Origin of the sequence: Paenibacillus sp. 2RAB27 (assembly GCF_052115445.1) — a bacterium.
In the GTDB taxonomy this organism is placed as follows: domain Bacteria; phylum Bacillota; class Bacilli; order Paenibacillales; family NBRC-103111; genus Paenibacillus_E.
The window spans coordinates 40419-56935 of sequence record NZ_JBFRGR010000007.1 but is presented as its reverse complement, the minus strand read 5'-3'; the positions used below and the strand labels follow the sequence as shown (position 1 = coordinate 56935).

Annotated in this window: 15 protein-coding genes; 5 read left to right on the top strand and 10 right to left on the bottom strand. The window is 44.4% G+C overall.

All coding sequences use genetic code 11. The features are described 5' to 3' along the window. From AB4114_RS12570 to AB4114_RS12555, 4 genes are read right to left on the bottom strand one after another with little or no spacing between them, the layout of a single operon-like run. Entirely contained in the window at positions 1-339 is a 339-nt protein-coding gene (locus AB4114_RS12570) for an EamA family transporter (protein ID WP_056608847.1), read from the bottom strand. Then, a complete protein-coding gene (locus AB4114_RS12565) occupies positions 333-737 on the bottom strand; it encodes a DUF2304 domain-containing protein (protein ID WP_441988773.1) in 405 nt (134 codons plus the stop codon). Before AB4114_RS12565 ends, AB4114_RS12570 begins: the two co-directional genes overlap by 7 nt. A 2-nt stretch (positions 738-739) precedes the next feature. Beyond that, on the bottom strand, positions 740-1456 hold the full coding sequence (locus tag AB4114_RS12560; RefSeq protein ID WP_441988772.1) for a glycosyltransferase family 2 protein: 717 nt from the start codon (positions 1454-1456) through the stop codon (positions 740-742). Then, on the bottom strand, positions 1429-2712 hold the full coding sequence (locus AB4114_RS12555) for a glycosyltransferase family 39 protein (RefSeq protein WP_441988771.1): 1284 nt from the start codon (positions 2710-2712) through the stop codon (positions 1429-1431). Before AB4114_RS12555 ends, AB4114_RS12560 begins: the two co-directional genes overlap by 28 nt. 481 nt (positions 2713-3193) lie before the next feature. Here AB4114_RS12555 and AB4114_RS12550 point away from each other — a divergent pair, with 481 nt between their 5' ends. Continuing rightward, positions 3194-4243, top strand: a complete 1050-nt coding sequence (locus AB4114_RS12550; protein ID WP_441988770.1) for an eCIS core domain-containing protein — start codon at positions 3194-3196, stop codon at positions 4241-4243. Between the two features lie 12 nt (positions 4244-4255). Then, positions 4256-4678, top strand: coding sequence for a hypothetical protein (locus AB4114_RS12545; protein ID WP_441988769.1), 423 nt, complete (start codon positions 4256-4258; stop codon positions 4676-4678). Positions 4679-4925: 247 nt separating this feature from the next. On the opposite strand, the gene AB4114_RS12540 is transcribed toward AB4114_RS12545, so the two are convergent. Both AB4114_RS12540 and AB4114_RS12535 read right to left on the bottom strand, forming a co-directional pair. Next, positions 4926-6152: an RtcB family protein gene (locus AB4114_RS12540; RefSeq protein WP_441988768.1), complete on the bottom strand. Its 1227-nt coding sequence runs from the start codon at positions 6150-6152 to the stop codon at positions 4926-4928. Positions 6153-6186: 34 nt separating this feature from the next. Continuing rightward, complete coding sequence (locus tag AB4114_RS12535; protein ID WP_441988767.1) at positions 6187-6969, bottom strand: nucleotidyltransferase domain-containing protein; 783 nt, start codon at positions 6967-6969, stop codon at positions 6187-6189. 168 nt (positions 6970-7137) lie between these two features. Here AB4114_RS12535 and AB4114_RS12530 point away from each other — a divergent pair, with 168 nt between their 5' ends. Beyond that, complete coding sequence (locus AB4114_RS12530; RefSeq protein WP_441988766.1) at positions 7138-8448, top strand: helix-turn-helix transcriptional regulator; 1311 nt, start codon at positions 7138-7140, stop codon at positions 8446-8448. Continuing rightward, a complete protein-coding gene (locus AB4114_RS12525) occupies positions 8435-9265 on the top strand; it encodes a WYL domain-containing protein (RefSeq protein WP_441988765.1) in 831 nt (276 codons plus the stop codon). Before AB4114_RS12530 ends, AB4114_RS12525 begins: the two co-directional genes overlap by 14 nt. A 243-nt stretch (positions 9266-9508) precedes the next feature. Here the strand turns inward: AB4114_RS12525 and AB4114_RS12520 are convergent, their stop codons facing one another. Together AB4114_RS12520 and AB4114_RS12515 are read right to left on the bottom strand one after the other, a co-directional pair. After that, entirely contained in the window at positions 9509-10201 is a 693-nt protein-coding gene (locus tag AB4114_RS12520; RefSeq protein WP_441988764.1) for a YjjG family noncanonical pyrimidine nucleotidase, read from the bottom strand. Beyond that, on the bottom strand, positions 10201-10662 hold the full coding sequence (locus AB4114_RS12515; RefSeq protein ID WP_441988763.1) for a carboxymuconolactone decarboxylase family protein: 462 nt from the start codon (positions 10660-10662) through the stop codon (positions 10201-10203). The genes AB4114_RS12520 and AB4114_RS12515 overlap by 1 nt, the downstream gene beginning before the upstream one ends. Positions 10663-10897: 235 nt before the next feature. On the opposite strand from AB4114_RS12515, the gene AB4114_RS12510 reads away from it, so the two are divergent. Next, positions 10898-11401, top strand: coding sequence for an Rrf2 family transcriptional regulator (locus AB4114_RS12510; RefSeq protein ID WP_441988937.1), 504 nt, complete (start codon positions 10898-10900; stop codon positions 11399-11401). A gap of 57 nt (positions 11402-11458) precedes the next feature. On the opposite strand, the gene AB4114_RS12505 is transcribed toward AB4114_RS12510, so the two are convergent. Continuing rightward, positions 11459-12247, bottom strand: coding sequence for a class I SAM-dependent methyltransferase (locus tag AB4114_RS12505; RefSeq protein WP_441988762.1), 789 nt, complete (start codon positions 12245-12247; stop codon positions 11459-11461). A gap of 149 nt (positions 12248-12396) precedes the next feature. Then, a complete protein-coding gene (locus AB4114_RS12500; protein WP_441988761.1) occupies positions 12397-16449 on the bottom strand; it encodes a golvesin C-terminal-like domain-containing protein in 4053 nt (1350 codons plus the stop codon). Between the last annotated feature and the right edge of the window lie 68 nt (positions 16450-16517).

The window sequence follows — 16517 nt, the reverse complement described above, 5'->3', positions numbered from 1 at the left end:
CTATCCTCTCAACCATAAAATGACACCAATCATAATAAACACGCATCCCGCCCACTTCATGGCGCTAATCTGTTCATGGAAAATCATAATTGAAACGAGAATCATAAAAATATATTGAATACTTGACACGAAAGTCACATAGCTGAGGTCAAATTGGGACAGGCAATAAATCCAGATGAAGGCCGCCAGCGCATAAAAAGCAAAGCCGGTTATAATCAACGGTGTCGTCATGTAACCTATCGCGATAGCCATAATCCCGCCTTCGAAATTGACAGCTCGACCACCTATTTTAAGCAAGGTACTCGCCACAACGGTCATGAGTACACTAGCAACTAGCATGATATATTTGATGATCTTTCCTCCTCATTGCTCTTCTTCTCAAGCTCTTCTAGCCTTAACTTCGTTAGTCCCAGTTCTTGGGTAAGCGCTTTGTTATGTAGTTTTAAACCTGAGATACTTATACTCGTATTCAGCAGGAGCAGATAGGCAGAAGCGATCAGAATGGCAAAAAATGCAGATGGCGCATAATCGATGCCCAGTAGTTTAGAGAACCACTCCATCAAATTCGTGAACATGGACATAATCAACGTAAATATGCCAATCACAAACCATACCAGTGCATATTTCTCCCGAAGTCTTCTAGCCCTTACCATCATAAATACGGTACTCATGAGAATTAAACTGAAGACGACACCCATTAATTGCACACTATACAGATGATGTTCACTCGTTAGCATCCCTACCACCTCGTCCTTGTCCTTGTAAAAGAGAATAAGATCGACATAATCACTTTGGTCATATAATAGGGACTTTGGATCGGGGTTATGGATGAGACACCGTGTTCACGTTCTCTCATTTCAACGCCGATTTCGCCGATGCGAAGTCCATGTTTGCTAATCAAAATAATAGCGTCTGGTTCTGGGTAATCGTCAGGATAGAATTGGCTTAACAGCTCTATGCTCTTGCGATTATACATACGAAACCCTGAGGTTCCGTCAGTAATCTTCGTCTGAATTAACAAGCGAAATAAATAATAGAACACTTTAATACCAAGGCGCCTTGTCCACGTCGTTTGGAACGATTTAATATCTAGAAACCTTGAGCCGATGACCATATCAGCCCCCGTTTCCGTCATATAGGTAAATAACTTATTCACCTCGCTGGGAAGGTGCTGACCATCGCCGTCAATTTGGACCATATAGGAATAACCGTTCTTCTCGGCATATTTGAAGCCCGTTTGCACCGCGCCGCCAATCCCCAAATTATAGGAGAGGTCCACAACTTTGACGCCATCTCCTGCTTGCTTGGCAATCGCAGACGTGTTGTCCTTCGAGCAATCATTAATAACGAGAATATCGTAGCTAGGAAGATTCTCACGTACATCCCTGATTACTTTTAGAATATTGTTCTGCTCATTATAGGCCGGGATCACAATGAGTGCTTGTTTCTGTTCCATTGAAGCAACTTCCCCCCAAATTTGTTAATGAAGAATAGGATTATGCGGATCAGTCTCTCGACACCATACCCGCAGACGATACAAATAAAGGGCAACGCAGGCAGCTTATAGCGATACATACTATCTATGAACAACACCATGCAAAATAGGAATATCGACGCAATAACTAACCAAACAATCGATGTTTTTCGGAATATGTTGTTCCTGATGGCAGCGTAAGTCCCGAATAGAAATAGAAGGGTTGGGACGATATCCTTGCAAAATTTAATCATCCCAGCCAGACTCTGTATATCCGTCTTCCATACCCACCAGCCAATAAACGCGATCGCTCTTCTGCCATATAACAACAACACATGATCCCAATTATGAATAAGAAAGCTTAGGATCAAACTACCGAAAATATCAATGCGATAATCGGGACGATAGGCGTAGTCATGACCCGAAGGGTTATCATAAATCCACCCTTTGGCATAAATATTGTATAAAACCAACTTCGCATTATATTGAAGAGATGTGAGAAGTGGATTCAATTTGTCTGCAAATATAAGAAAGCCAATAGCTGCGAAAACGAATAGTAAAGCGCATACAAACTTATATCTATGCCTCTTAAGGAAAGCGATAGGCTGATCTCGCTTCATATTCAGCACGATATAGATGAAAATAAATGCAAGTGTCAGGACACCCGTTGGCCGGAATACGAGCATGAGGAGCGAAGATAAGAGGAATAACGAACCCATGATTTTATTGTTATTCTCAAGTGCTTTTAGAAGAAGGAAAACATTCAGCAGGACTAAATTCATAAATAAACTATCCGAAAGAATGTACATCGACCAAACCGTAATGTGCCAAGATGTTGCATAGAAATACGAAGCTACAATTGCGGTAATTCGGTTAAATAAGCGAAGTGTGATGAGATAAACCAAGATCACACACGATGCAGTTGTTACAGCTTGTATAAAAACAACGATATGTTCTTCCTTAAACACACCTATTAATATGGCGAGAATGAGGTTATAGCCCAAGTAAAGAAGATCATTCATATGTAAGCCAAGCTTGAAATCTGTTAATAGGGAGTGGGCGTAATTCAGATACCATTGCGAATCTTCCGATTTCGGAAGTCCCTTCTCCGAGTGCAGGATAAAGAAAAAGTACTCTAATTTCCTCTTAAGTGAAAGCACAACAAGGGGGAGAATATAGACCCATTCGTAATCTTTGTATCGCTGGTAGATTCGATTAATTCGGTCGATAAGATACACTCTGCTAACAACTCCATATCTGTAAACATAATTGTGAACGAATTGTAAAAAAAGTGTGATGTAAATGTGAAAACAACTAAATTTTCGACATTCTCTGAGAAATTCCTGCTTCTTTTGGACTATTTCATAATATATTTATATTAGCTTGTTCGAGGCGGTGCTCAAGGGAGTATTTGCTCAGTTCTGAAAATTCTGAGATATCTATAATTGTGCTCTTTCCCAGAGGTCCGCTGTCTGAATTTGCCGAAAAAACAACATATAATTGCCCACAGCAGAGCATCTCCTGCTTTCCTGTTAAATGAAATTGGCCGTCCCCAAAGGATAGTCTTTTTTTGTTTTCCGAGAGCAGCAGCACATCGTCGCTCGAATAAACGCAACTTTAGAACTGTTGTCCAATGGTAACTTTCCCCTTAAAATAAAAAGGAAACTAAAGGAAATTTGTTGGAAGTTAGGTAATTTATCTAAGGCGGTGAATTTATTCATGAGTTATCTGTCACAATTGAAAAATAACCAATCGTCCGAACAACACGATAAACAGACCACAACGAACAGCTCCGTTAAACAAACTGGATCAGCGGATCGCATGTCCCCTTTTTCCACTTCACATATCGCACAACTACAGAGAACCATCGGAAATCGCGCCGTCGCTCAATTATTTAGGTCTCAGTCTCAATCTCAATCTCCAACACCATCCGAGAAGACTATTCAGACTAAAAAAAATAATACAGGCATGCCCGATCAGCTCAAATCAGGTGTTGAAAACCTATCTGGTATGTCCATGGATTCCGTTAAAGTCCATTACAATTCCGATAAACCTGCTCAATTGCAAGCCTTAGCTTATGCACAAGGGAATGACATCCATGTAGGACCTGGTCAAGAGCAGCATTTGCCGCATGAGGCTTGGCATGTTGTCCAACAGCGTCAAGGCAGAGTCGCACCTACGCAGCAAGCTGGCGGGGTCGCCATAAATGATGATCACGGGTTAGAATCCGAAGCCGATCATATGGGAGCGAAAGCATCTGATTTGGGCGGAGAACGTATGCAAATGCAGCGATCGGACAACGATAGTTTAGTAAGTGGAGAAGCATCAACCTCTTCGGATACGATTCAAAAGGTGGCTGCCACCCTATACGACGGATTGGATGCTAATGATCCGAGTACATACGATGCTGGTGGTGGGCATTCCTATGCCGATCACGGCGCACATACTACGGAAGAGCAACAACGTGAACGGTTGAAAAGCGGTACCGCACCTTCAGGTCGGGTGAGTAAAGTACCAACGGGCAAAGCCGCTTCGAAATTCGTTTCGGATGATAAACATAAGGCCGCGTTCACCAGTGCTTACAGTACTTTGGTGAGCAAAAATGCACCGAAACAAAAACTCGTCGGCATGGGTACCATCATCAGCGTTCCAGGTGCAGGGGTCGGCTATCTCCGCGATGGCACAGAGGTCACTTGTGATCAGGTCCAATTAGATATTCAGCCAGACAATGGCAAATTGAAAATCAATACGATGTTTCCAGTAAGTTAGGAGGTATATGGCATGGAGTCATCTGCAGTGAACAAATTGAGTCAGGTGTTAAATGAGCTGGCAGTTGCATTGACTGCTGACGAGTCTCAGCAGATCAATAAGCAAGCTCTAGCAGAACACATTACGGAGAACGAGCTTGATGAAGCGGGGTCAGCTCCTTCTTGGCTTATGGATCTCCTCACCGCGGTGAACGATCGAAAGGTCACAGGTCATTGGGTTGATTTCAAGCGGGGGACAGGCGATGACACGAATGTCTTCGATTTCATCCGGCACCTGCATGAGGTGCTTCCTATTCAGTATGAGAACAACGAGGAGAGCTGGTTGTTAACCTTTCCGCAGCTCCAGTTGGAAGCTTGCATTTCGCTAGAGGGTTCTTGTTACAAGGTGAGCGGTATTGGTGATACGTGGGAATTAGAGGATGCGTTGAATAAGTAAAGGCAGTCCCCGAAGTAGGTTGCTACTTGGGGACTGCCTTTTTTCGTTAGTGAGAGGGCGATTCGTTCCATTCTATCTGCTATAGTGATGTTTTTCATCACTAACAGCACCACTTTCGTCGAATTCGCCCCATTCCATCTACTGTAGTGATGTTTTTCATCACTAACAGCACCACTTGCGTCGAATTCGTCTCGTTCAATCTGCCGTTACAGCATTTAACTTTGCCGTTTCCCCACCGGCCTTCCTCTTAATCCTTATACGGATCGAACTCATCCGCTCCAGCCATACAAACACCGATCGGCCTCAACACGTGCAGCACCTCAATCGTCTCCTCATGCGCGCCCAGCACATCTTCCAGCTTCCGATAGACAAAAGGACTTTCGTCCGTTCCCGCTCCGCGGAGCTCCACGCCGTAATCTTTGACCGCATTCATCATGCGATCTGGTGAAATTTGTCCGCCGCTTCGGGTGCGGTTTCTCCAGTTCATCTTACCTGCAGCTTGCGTCCGACTCATCACCCTGCCGGCGCCATGCACCGTGCTGTAGTAAGCATCCCGATTCTCCTCTGTATTTTTCCCTCTGACGATCACCGAGATATCGCACATGCTGCCACCGATAAAACCCAGTTGCCCAGGCGCGGAAGGCGTAGCCCCTTTACGTACTACTATCGTCTCTTGACCACCATGTTCCTCTTTCCACGCAAAATTGTGATGATTATGCACCGCGAAATCCGCTTCTGCTCCTAAAATAGCCAACACTTGCTCCATCACATAGTCTCGCCCCGCATAGGCATAGCGCCCTGCCAGCTTCATGGCTCTGTAGTACATGTCTCCCAGCTCGCTCGACAAATCCAAAAGAATCGGTGGTTGATCCATCTTCTCACCTGGTGCGTTACCCAGAAAGTCGCGGCCAGCCGTCAGATTGATGAAACCGCTCGCTGTCTTATGACCGAACCCGCGGCTGCCAAAGTGATTCGCCACCCACACTCGGCCCGTGCTCATTTCCTCAAATACATCTACGAAATGATTCCCACTACCGACTGTACCGAGTTGATCTCGAGCTAATGCCTTCAACTTGTCGTGCTCCTGTTTACCGATTGCTTTAAAAACATCCCAATCTGAGTCATCGAACAATTCATGATCAACTTTTTCATTATTCACACGCCCGATACCGAATGAAATTTTGCGTGCAATTTGATCCATCATGCCTGCCATGCGAGGCTTTATATCAGTAGCCATTAGATTCGTTCTTACGGCTTTATTCCCGCAAGCAATATCATAACCTACGCCTGATGGCGATAATTGACCGTCGTAAACAACAACCCCGCCGATCGGCTGGCTATACCCTTTATGATGATCAGCCATAAGAAGCGTCTGAACGACTCTTCCTGTTTCTGAACATGTTTTTGCTTGTGACAAAGCGCCCTCATCAGGCTGCCCCCAGACGCGTACACCGTTAATATTTTGATAAGCCATGTTGTTCAGCTCCTCTATTCCAAGATTGTAACCCCTATCCCCATACTTCCTTCAATGCCGTACGAAATAACTCATCCAACTGCCCGTCCTGACCACCCTCACCAACCTGCATCGTGGATGCGGTACGATCATAGTAGGCGATTCTCGCCTCTAAAAACTCATTAATCGGATTGATTCTTGGCTCATAATCCATCTCGTCACCTGCTATTTTACGAACAAGCAGCTCTTGAATAGCCGCCTTCAGCGGACTGCCCGCCGGCACTAGGCTATCGACAAGTTCCTGAAACTCGATGGGCGGCATGGTGTTGTTTCTCTCAATCCATTCACAGGCCAAGATCGGGCGCAGAACATAGAAATACTTTTTGATTTTGACATGATCACCCTGCAAATATTCCCGATAATTTCCTTTGGCCATGTGTAGGTAGTGATGCATACAAGATTTCGGCGAAAAAGTGAGTGGCGAAATGCCACGGATTTGCTCCGCTATCGTGAAATTCTCCATATACGGTATGGGAGACTGTAACCACTCTAGTAAAGGCGGATTCGATTTACGAAACAAATTCAAAGCCTTCCTCAAGTCCCAGCCATTGATATCCAACATATCGCTGATCGGTCGCTCGATGACATCCCGTTTTTCATAAATGGACAGATACCACTCCACATGTCTTATATATATAAATCTTACGTCATAATCGCTATCCTTAGAGGGGAATCCCCATGCTCGACTGCCTGATTCACAGGCATACAAGATGCGGACGCTTTCGTCCTTCTCGATCCGTTTCAATTCTTCTAGGATTTGTTGATGGACATCTAACATTTGACTTCCTCCTTTGGTACATGTAACCCTCTTATGTACTTATTTTCGCTCATTTCTCCCCCTCCGAACATGGCAAAAGTATTACGACAACAGAGAAAGTTTACCATTTCGCCCAATTCCATCCCCTGTTACAATGGAAATATGATGTAAATTGAACGGAGGAGTAGCGTGGCTAAGGAAAGCTTTGATAAGGAAATCCAGTTTCTGCGCATGCTCGTGCTGACGAGTGGTGCCTACAACAGACAGCAGTTCTCAGAGAGACTGGGCATTTCTATCCATACTTTTGACAAGACGATCCGACGGTTAAAAGAAATCGTAAGCTCCACGTACCAGCACTTACCGCAGGAGGAGCGCAAGGAGTTCGCCGAAACGATTCGCTTCAGCTATTACGAGTCCACCGATCCGATGCTCCTATTCTTGTTTCGAGCCAAGTCACTGAAGGAATCGGAATCTCAGAGAATCTCATTGCTGCTGGCCGCTATGAACGAACAAGCTTTAACAGCCATGGAACTGTTAGACATCTGTTGCACCAATCAGTCTTCCGATCTATCCTTACCCGATGAGAAAACGATCCGTTCTGATCTGAAGTATTTGGAAGAAGTTGGTGTCATTTCAAGGCAAACAGGTGCTCGTCCCTATCGCTATCGCATCCAAAACGATTTGATCCACGGACTGACGGACGAAGAGCTTTATGATGTATATGATTTCATTKATGTCATGGCGAACACGCAAGTCCCTTCTGTTCAGGGCTATTTGCTGCGCGATGGCTTGAAGAAGCATATTCTTCGACAACAATCTGAGAAGCTGGCGATTGAGCCTTTTTTATATAAGTATCACTATTATTCCCGAATCTTAGATGAAGCGCATTTGTTCACGATCCTGAGTGCGATCCGTAACCGTCGTAAGGTACGTTTCTTATATTTTTCACCCAAGTCTGAAAAAAGCTACGCCTCCAAGAACACCAACCCGTTATTCGAGAAGGATACGAACGGAAAAGTGGAGAAAACGCTCCCGTTGAAGGTCGTCTACGATCATCAATACGGACGCTGGTATCTTCTTGCAAATGGCAGAGAGGGAATTCGGAAATATCGGTTGGAAGGGATCACGCAAATCGAAGAAGATGAATCCGTTGACGAAGATGTCTTTGAGTACAAGTTGAACGAGCTTCATGCGAAAATTCAGTATAGCTGGCTGATTGACACGGGGCAACCTGTGACGGTTCGTGCCCGATTTTACAACCCAGAAGGTTCTGCGCCTAACTTTGTTCGGGAGCGGGTGCTGCTGCAGGGCCAATGGGGACAAATCGTGCAGGAGGATGAGCATTCTTTCATCTATGAGATCCTAGTTAACGGGACAACAGAAATTAAGCCTTGGCTGCGCAGCTTCGGGTCTAGCTGTGAAATACTCGAGCCTGTTCAGTTCCGCAGGGAAATGATCGCCGAATGGAAGGAGATTCAGGCTTATTATGAATCTGTTTGAGAAGATTTTTAATTACCAAATTATTTCCCGGCTAGAGGATTCCGGTACGTTCATGGTCACTTCGCACGAGAGAGCGTGGCTGAAAACAATGCTCTGTCATCCTGCGGCGGATGAGGCTTTCACACCTGATACGTTGGGTAAGCTGCGCGCTATCCTGCAACAAGATCCGGTCATGGATACCTCTGACCATCTCATTGAAAAAGCCCGCAGTAGAGAGAAACAGGTCTACCACCCGCTCCTGCGAACTTTACGTAGGTTTATTACGGAGAGAAGTGGAATACGCTTAACTTATGAGATTAAACGCGGACGCATCCATGCAGACCAATCCGGGCTGCCCTATAAATTAGAATATTCCATGGTCAAAAGGGAATGGTACCTGCTCTGGTATGATTTTCGGCATCACATGATCATGCGTACTAAACTAGATAAGATTACAAGTGTCACTGCAGAGGCTTTGCAGACTATGGATGCAGACAGCATCCAGGTGAAAATTAAAAATGCGTTGGATGCTCGGAAAGGCGAAGCCGTCCTTGAAGTCGTTCGTGATTACAATAGAGAGCTGTCGCGTATTCTATATGCCCTCTCCAGTTTTGAGAAAGACGTTGCGTATGATACAGAGAATGATATCTATAGAGTCAGGGTAGTTATTCTTGGCGATGAAATGGAGTATCTCCTCTCCAAGATCCGCTTTCTCGGAAAGCGTGTTCGTGTTATTGAGGGGGATTTTATGAAAAGACGTATGCTGGAGTCGGCGACGAAAGCTTTGGCGCGGTACGGGGTGAGTTCGGTCGATGAGGAAACGGAGGGAGTTATATAAAACCTGCGGATGAATKGGATACCGGTCATAAAAACAAAATCGGAAGATCAAAGTCGCATATATGGATCGCTATTGCGGGCGCTGTGTTTATTGTTTCAGGAGGACTGTTCCTGATGTGGCTCTCCATTGAACATTTTTTAACACAGATTTGTGAGATTACTCATTGTTAACATACAAAAGCTTCCAAAGCCACAGAACGTGTGGTTTTGGAAGCTTCTTTTTTAATCTATGAACTGTAACCAATCATTTGGCAAGAGTGCATATCTCATATAATTCCACTAAACTTTTGATCGTGTACGTGCTTTGAATTTCTGTAGAGTATTTCTGTGACTTCGTGTTCATCCAACAGGTATCAATGCCTGACAGAATTCCGCCTTTTATATCGGTATTTAATGAATCTCCGATAATCAGTGCATCCTTTTTATTAAAATCTTTAATCTGACTCATCACGTAATCGAAAAATTCCTTTGCTGGCTTCGCAAATCCAATGCTTTGAGAATCATAAATACCTTCAAAAAATTCATATAAGCCTGACAGCTTCAATCGCTTGATCTGAGTTTGGGTAATGCCATTGGTGATAATAAACAGTCTATGGGAGGCAGATAGGCTCTGACATAATTCTAAAGCACCTTCCATAAGCTGATTTCCATTACCTAACAGTTCCCTGTACTGATTTTCCCATTCAACGCCATCCACAACGTGCCCCAGCTTTAACATCGTTTCTGAAAATCTTGCGTTTAGCACATCATCTAAAGCAATTTTGCCATTTTCATAGTCAGTCCATAGCTGTTTGTTGACGGAATTATATACACGAAACAACTCATCCGATAGCGTATATCCATGTTGCTGGAACAATTTGTTTAATGAATCTTTTTCATTAGCGCCAAAATCTAACAACGTATCATCTAAATCAAATAGAAGTATGTGATATCTCATTATTTATGAGCCGCTGGTTGATAATCTCCTGGTACCATACCCGTTGAAATCGCAATTCGATTCCAACTGTTGATCGCATTAATCGCCATAATTAAATTGGTAAATTGGCCTTCATCGAAATGATTGCGAACTTGCGCATATAATTCTTGCGGAACGCCAGCCTCCGAAATTTTGGTTACAGCCTCCGTTAATGCTAACGCGGCCCGCTCTGCTTCTGTATAGAAAGGAGCCTCACGCCATGCATTGAGCATATACAATCGTTGCTCTGTCTCCCCCATCGCACGCGCATCTTTGGTATGCATATCCAGGCAGTAGGCACATCCATTAATTTGCGAGGCGCGAATTTTAATCAATTCCAACAATGTGTGGTCAAGACCACTTTTCCTAACGTATCCTTCCAATTTTAAAAGTGTTTGAAAAGCCTCTGGTTGTGCTTTCGTATAGTCGAATCTGATTTCCATGTGTGAGTACACTCCTTTATTTTCAGTTGATATAAAATATAGCTTCGTCATATCACCGATAAGATTAATCGTCGATTAATTGTATCTACAATATAACCATTTCGCGTATGACTGTCAACGATAAATCATGGGTCTTTTAGCTGAAAACACCAAATCCCCCTATTTGACAAGGGGTTTAAATCAACCTAAGATGTTTAATAGCAACTTTTATATAGAACTGAAAGCAGGTGTTGGGATGCAGTATAGTATTGGCGTCGAATATGGACTGCATTGCTTGGTATATCTCATTGATATTCCTCCTGATTCAACCATAGGGATTAAAGAGCTGTCCGCTTTTCAAGGCGTTTCAGAAACCTATCTTTCGAAGATTTTTAGCAAATTAACCAAAGCTGGCATCGTAATCTCTGTCCCTGGTGTAAAAGGAGGCTATAAATTAGCCAAGTCGCCTGCGGATATTTCTTTTTGGGATGTAGTTGAAGCTGTTGAAGGTGCTACTCCGATTTTTCAATGCAAGAACATCAAAAATAATAGCTATCTTTGCCGTGATGAAGACTACGCCGCATGTGCTAAAGCTTCTCCCTGTTTGATTAACTTAACCATGCGCGAAGCTGAAGATAGTATGCGCAATGTTCTCCGTAACAAGTCGCTTACTTGGTTAAACGAAGAACTTGATCGCGTGTTAACTCCTCAATCCCGCAAAGATACGCGTGAATATTTTGCGAATAGCAACCATATTTAGTGGTGAAAATATAATGACTAATAACGTAAAGGAACCCACAGCAATAGGCTGTGGGTTTCAACGATACAACGGAGATAACTCCATATCCAATTTATCAGCAATTAGCGTGTAGAACTCTGGAAATCTTGGATCTGCCTTACTGGCGATCTCTTCAAATGTTCGTATACATAGTCCTGCTGCGCTAATCGCAGTTATAATCTCACCGACTGTCCAACCTCGTACTAAAACCTTGCCTAAATCAGAGCGCTCATCCTCAGGCAGTAATTTCGCAAAGGCAACTTCCCCCTCTTTAATACGATCATCGAAGTAGTTACCGGTTGGCTGCGGCAAGTTGTATGTGTTCAGCCATGCACGTGCGAAAGGATGAAAGTCAGTCAAAATAAACCGACCATTTTTCCCTAGTCTACGACTGACAACGCTGAAAATAGCATGAAGGTCTGTAAAATAATGCAAAACACCAAACTCCATCAACACGATATCAAATTGGCCTAGCGATTCTTCGTTGGGAATATCCAATACATCTGAACAGATATAGTCAATTTTGACACCCGTAGCAGCAGCAACCTGCATCGCATACAATCGATTTTCTTCCGATATGTCCACCACCGTCACTTCCGCACCTAACAATGCTAAAGAAATTGCCTTTCGACCGTGTGAGCCAAGCAGGTTAATCATACGCTTTCCCGCTGGATCACCCATGTACTTTAACCAGTAACGCAAATAATGCTTGTGTTCTAGCTTCAATTTTTCTGCAAGTTCTTCTGGTGTTCCATAAGTATGAACCCATGCCTGATAAGCTTTCGTTTCCCATGCCATTTTGTTCGCCGTTGACAGTTGTTCTTGCAAATACATACCTCCCAAATTCATATAAATTGACACTAGCTGGAATATAATACCACTTGCGTGCTAATTGTCAATATTTTCTTAGCAAAAAGAAATAATAGAGCCGAATGGATCGTTCTCATCCACTCAGCTCTTATGTTCCTATATCAAGCTTACTTCGTTACTTTTACAATCATCGTATCACTGGATGTGGCTCCGGCATAGTTGACAAGCTCAGCTCGATACTCATAGTTGCCTATTGCTCTATTTGTCACGGTCATTACTGATGATTGGGCATTAGGTGTATGATTGGTCAGTGCTTCTGTATAGATAAGAACACCGTTCTCATATAAATGATACACCCCGCCATTGGTTCCCCACCACATGTTCATGCTGACTTTGAAATTGCCATCACCATCCCAGTTATCGTGGGATAGAACTGGTTTATCCGGCGCTGCTTTCGTAACTGTTACAACGTGCGTACTGCTCGTCGTTGTGCCGAATGCATTAGTAAGTTCCGCAAAGTAACGATAGGTCCCATTCTTTTTGCCGTAAACTGCGGTTACTACCGTTTGTGCGTTTGGTGAATTATCCGTGAGAATTTGCGTATCAATTAAAACATCATTCTCGTAAAGCTTGTAAATTCTACCATTCTCTCCGTGCCACATGTTCATCGTTACATTGTAACTACCGTCCAGAAGTCCGGTATCATACCCATTGTCATCGGATAGTTCCACTGTACCCGGTTTAGCTTTACTTTTTGCTGCAATATTGTTCACAGTTGCCGTTGCCGTGCCATGATTTCCTGCTGCATCGACGAATTCGAAGGTAAAGCTGCCGTTAAAGTTGAACGTATAGCTGTTTGAACCCCCATTATTCGTAATCGTTACCGCTTCACTCGGTGTGATTGTGGCAATCACACCGAGTACGTTTACCACGCTATATGCCACTGTTGCAGTTGGTGATGCATGATCGATATTACTGACTACATAATGAGTTACATTGGATACGTTGCCTGCGGCATCGGTTCCTCTTGCGTACACCGTGTTATTTGCGGAAACAACAACTGGGTCTGTGTACACTGTCCATGTGCCGTTTGTTCCTATTTTGTATTCATTCGCCACTGCATCAGCCGGATAACTGATCGTTACGATGACATCGGTATTGGTTGGTGACATCACATCTGCCGATAGGGTTGCTTCTGTTGGAGGTGTCTTATCATTCGACGTCACTTTCACCTCAGTCTCAGCATAAAGGGACGTCAATGGATTCGTGACACGGATCACGGCACTGCCAACAGTCAGAGCATGCAGCTGTCCTCGGGCATCAATGGCTGCCACATCGCTGTTCGTGCTGCTCCAAAGAAGATTTCGATCCGTTGCATCGCTCGGCGTTATCCCCGCCGTAAATAGATACGTATCTCCTATTTGCAAATCAAGCGCCTGGGTATTCAAGCTGATGCCCGTAGGGGGAATAAACTCGAACTTGGCCACATCCGCACGAAGCGGTCTGTCATGAGCTGAATTCGCATCCTCGACCGTGATGTAGCTGGCACTTCCTCGCGGCAAATCATAGCTGCCCAATACCTGCCATGAGCCTTGCAGTGTAGATTGATCGACGATCTTAGAATCGCTCTTTACGCCATCGATATAAATCGAGTATTCGGCTGCTTTCGTCGTATACGCCGGAGTCTCAGGCGTTCCTGGCAAATAAACCGATACCCTATATCGTCCGGGCTGGGTGATTGTCGGCGTCCATTTGGCCGACGCGCCCGTTGGATTCGTAATCGCTCGCGAAATGCCGCCGTTATAACCTTGGAGAACCGTAGACGTCACCCATTTATTCGTAGCGGTTCCCAGAGGCCCGCTCACTTCTGTGTATCCTCCGTTTGTGCCATAGCTACTATAGATTGTAACCTGCTGTATGACGGGCATCGTTACTTGGATCTTCGCTTCGGCATACAGGGAAGTTAACGGATTCGTGGCACGAATCACCGCTTCTCCAACTCCTGTCGCATTCGCATGCCCCTCGGCATCGACAGTCACGACTTGACTGTTCGAACTGCTCCAAACCAGCGTTTGGTCAGTAGCCCCAGCAGGCGTAAACACAGCCGTGAAGGCATGCGTATCTCCTACACTCATGTTAAGTGAATCGGTATCCATAGCGATTCCTGTTGCAGGAATGGCTTCTAGCTTGATGACATCCGCCCGAAGAGGTCGATCGTGTGCGGTGCTTGTGTCTTCGAGTAGGATATAACTGCTTGTTCCCCTTGGAAACTCATAGGTACCCAATACCTGCCAAGATCCCTGCTGAGAGAATTGATCAACAGCTTTCGTTTCCTGTTTTAATCCGTTGATATAGATTGAATACGCAGCCATCTTCGTGGTATTCACCGGAGTGGCGGGCGTTCCAGGAAGATACGTTGAAACCCGATACCGTCCGGACGCAGACACATTCGGTGTCCATTTGGCCGATGCGCCCGTTGGGTTCGTAATTGCTCGCGAAATGCCGCCGTTATAGCCTTTGAGTACGGAAGAGGTTACCCATTTATTAGTCGCTGTTCCAAGCGGCCCATTGACTTCCGCATAGCCTCCCATGCTGTAACCACTATATAGAGTGATCGGATTGGTAATCGTCGGCGGAATCTCTTCGATATAAGGAGCCTCCAACTCACCCATTACATAAATCGGATTTTCATCCAGCCGCAGCCGTACATAACCATTCGTTGGCGTATATGTCACCGTATTCCCCATGATGTCCGTGACATGAAGGCTGCTGTGAGTATACAGCTTGAGGTCTGCTCCCGCAGGAGCGTACATGACCCTAATATCTTCTGTTGCATTATGAAACTTATGACTATAAATGCCAGGTCCAACATCCTCCGTGGTTAAGAAATCCGCTCCCGTTAATTCACGGGTCATGGTCGCATAAGCGGCATAGGCTGGCTTAGGAACATAAGCACCTTTGGCATCGTCAGGATTCCGAATCAAGCCGAACGTTCCCTCAAATTCATTCGGAACCGTAGATTTATTTTGCAAATTATAAATATTAATTTTTTCGATCCCATTTGCCAAGGCAGTGACAATTCTTCGAGCCACATAGTTGGCTTGGACATGCTCATCGAAATTAAAGTTGCTAAATCCTGTCTCCGAAAGATTGATAGGTATGGTTTGATTGTTGTTATAGGTTTTCATCATATTTCTGTGCCTGTTGATATCTTTAACAAAATCCTCAGGATTCCTCGTATACGAATGAAACGAATACTCATCCATATAATTCAGCGCACCCTTTTGATAAAGCGCTTCCAAAAATGAGTCTGATCCCAGTTCACCAAAGACAAATCCTGTTATTTTCACATTCGGAAAAAGGGGATGAATTTGTTCGTAGGAGGTTTTTAACAAATTGAAGTAAAAATCCGCTTTCTCTGCCTCAGTACTAAGTCCCTTCCCAAACGAAGGAATGTCTGGTTCATTCCAAACCTCCACCTGTCCGATCTGGGGATATCTGCTCAATACTTGCTTCCCATATTCAGCAAATGCCATTCTCCCCTCCAAACTTGTGGGTGCATTTCCTTCGTCATAGAAATTATTATATAACGCCAGAGTGATATAAGGTTTGAGATCATTCGCCGCCACACGCGACATGAAATCATCATGGAAAGATTTGAAGTTATAAATCCCCTTCGTCGTATCCTCGATGTCCCCCCAGCGCAAGGCATCTCTGACATACTTAACTCCCATTTTCTTGGCAATCGGTATCAGCGCAGCAGAATCTTGAGCAATAAGATCGGTTCGAGCAGCATGCGTTTGTACAGAAAAATGCGAATCCGCCACTTGGCTCAGATCGAAACTGGAAACGACCGCAAACGAGGTATCTTTGGAAGCAATAGCGTTCCCGTTCTGCTTGGCTGTAATAACTAAGTTGAACCATCCCTTTTTCCCAGGATTAACGGTTAGCAGGGTTGTTCCATCGCTTACCGCTTGGCTTCCAGACTGTACGGTGTTATTCCAATAATCGGAATAAACCCAATCAATCGAGTCCCCATCTGTATTGATTTTAAACGTTTTGGCATCGCTTTCATAAAAAATGTTCCCAACTGTAGTTTGTTCGATGGTTAATGATGCTGCATGGGCCACTTGATTTCCTGAGATCAGGGTGAACCCATACGTTGCTAGTAGAGCAAACACCACACATGCAGAACTTAGACGACTTATCACTCTTTTCATTGCCTTGCATCTCCCTTCAAATGTAAATCGTTTTCAAAAAACACTCGACACCTCGTCTATAAAGTCAC

What these genes read in the sequence shown, in the direction of transcription:
- AB4114_RS12570 (WP_056608847.1), bottom strand. Translation starts at nt 339, where the DNA reads ATGCTAGTTGCTAGTGTACTCATGACCGTTGTGGCGAGTACCTTGCTT.
- AB4114_RS12565 (WP_441988773.1), bottom strand. Translation starts at nt 737, where the DNA reads ATGCTAACGAGTGAACATCATCTGTATAGTGTGCAATTAATGGGTGTC.
- AB4114_RS12560 (WP_441988772.1), bottom strand. Translation starts at nt 1,456, where the DNA reads ATGGAACAGAAACAAGCACTCATTGTGATCCCGGCCTATAATGAGCAG.
- AB4114_RS12550 (WP_441988770.1), top strand. Translation starts at nt 3,194, where the DNA reads ATGAGTTATCTGTCACAATTGAAAAATAACCAATCGTCCGAACAACAC.
- AB4114_RS12545 (WP_441988769.1), top strand. Translation starts at nt 4,256, where the DNA reads ATGGAGTCATCTGCAGTGAACAAATTGAGTCAGGTGTTAAATGAGCTG.
- AB4114_RS12540 (WP_441988768.1), bottom strand. Translation starts at nt 6,152, where the DNA reads ATGGCTTATCAAAATATTAACGGTGTACGCGTCTGGGGGCAGCCTGAT.
- AB4114_RS12535 (WP_441988767.1), bottom strand. Translation starts at nt 6,969, where the DNA reads ATGTTAGATGTCCATCAACAAATCCTAGAAGAATTGAAACGGATCGAG.
- AB4114_RS12525 (WP_441988765.1), top strand. Translation starts at nt 8,435, where the DNA reads ATGAATCTGTTTGAGAAGATTTTTAATTACCAAATTATTTCCCGGCTA.
- AB4114_RS12520 (WP_441988764.1), bottom strand. Translation starts at nt 10,201, where the DNA reads ATGAGATATCACATACTTCTATTTGATTTAGATGATACGTTGTTAGAT.
- AB4114_RS12515 (WP_441988763.1), bottom strand. Translation starts at nt 10,662, where the DNA reads ATGGAAATCAGATTCGACTATACGAAAGCACAACCAGAGGCTTTTCAA.
- AB4114_RS12510 (WP_441988937.1), top strand. Translation starts at nt 10,898, where the DNA reads ATGCAGTATAGTATTGGCGTCGAATATGGACTGCATTGCTTGGTATAT.
- AB4114_RS12500 (WP_441988761.1), bottom strand. Translation starts at nt 16,449, where the DNA reads ATGAAAAGAGTGATAAGTCGTCTAAGTTCTGCATGTGTGGTGTTTGCT.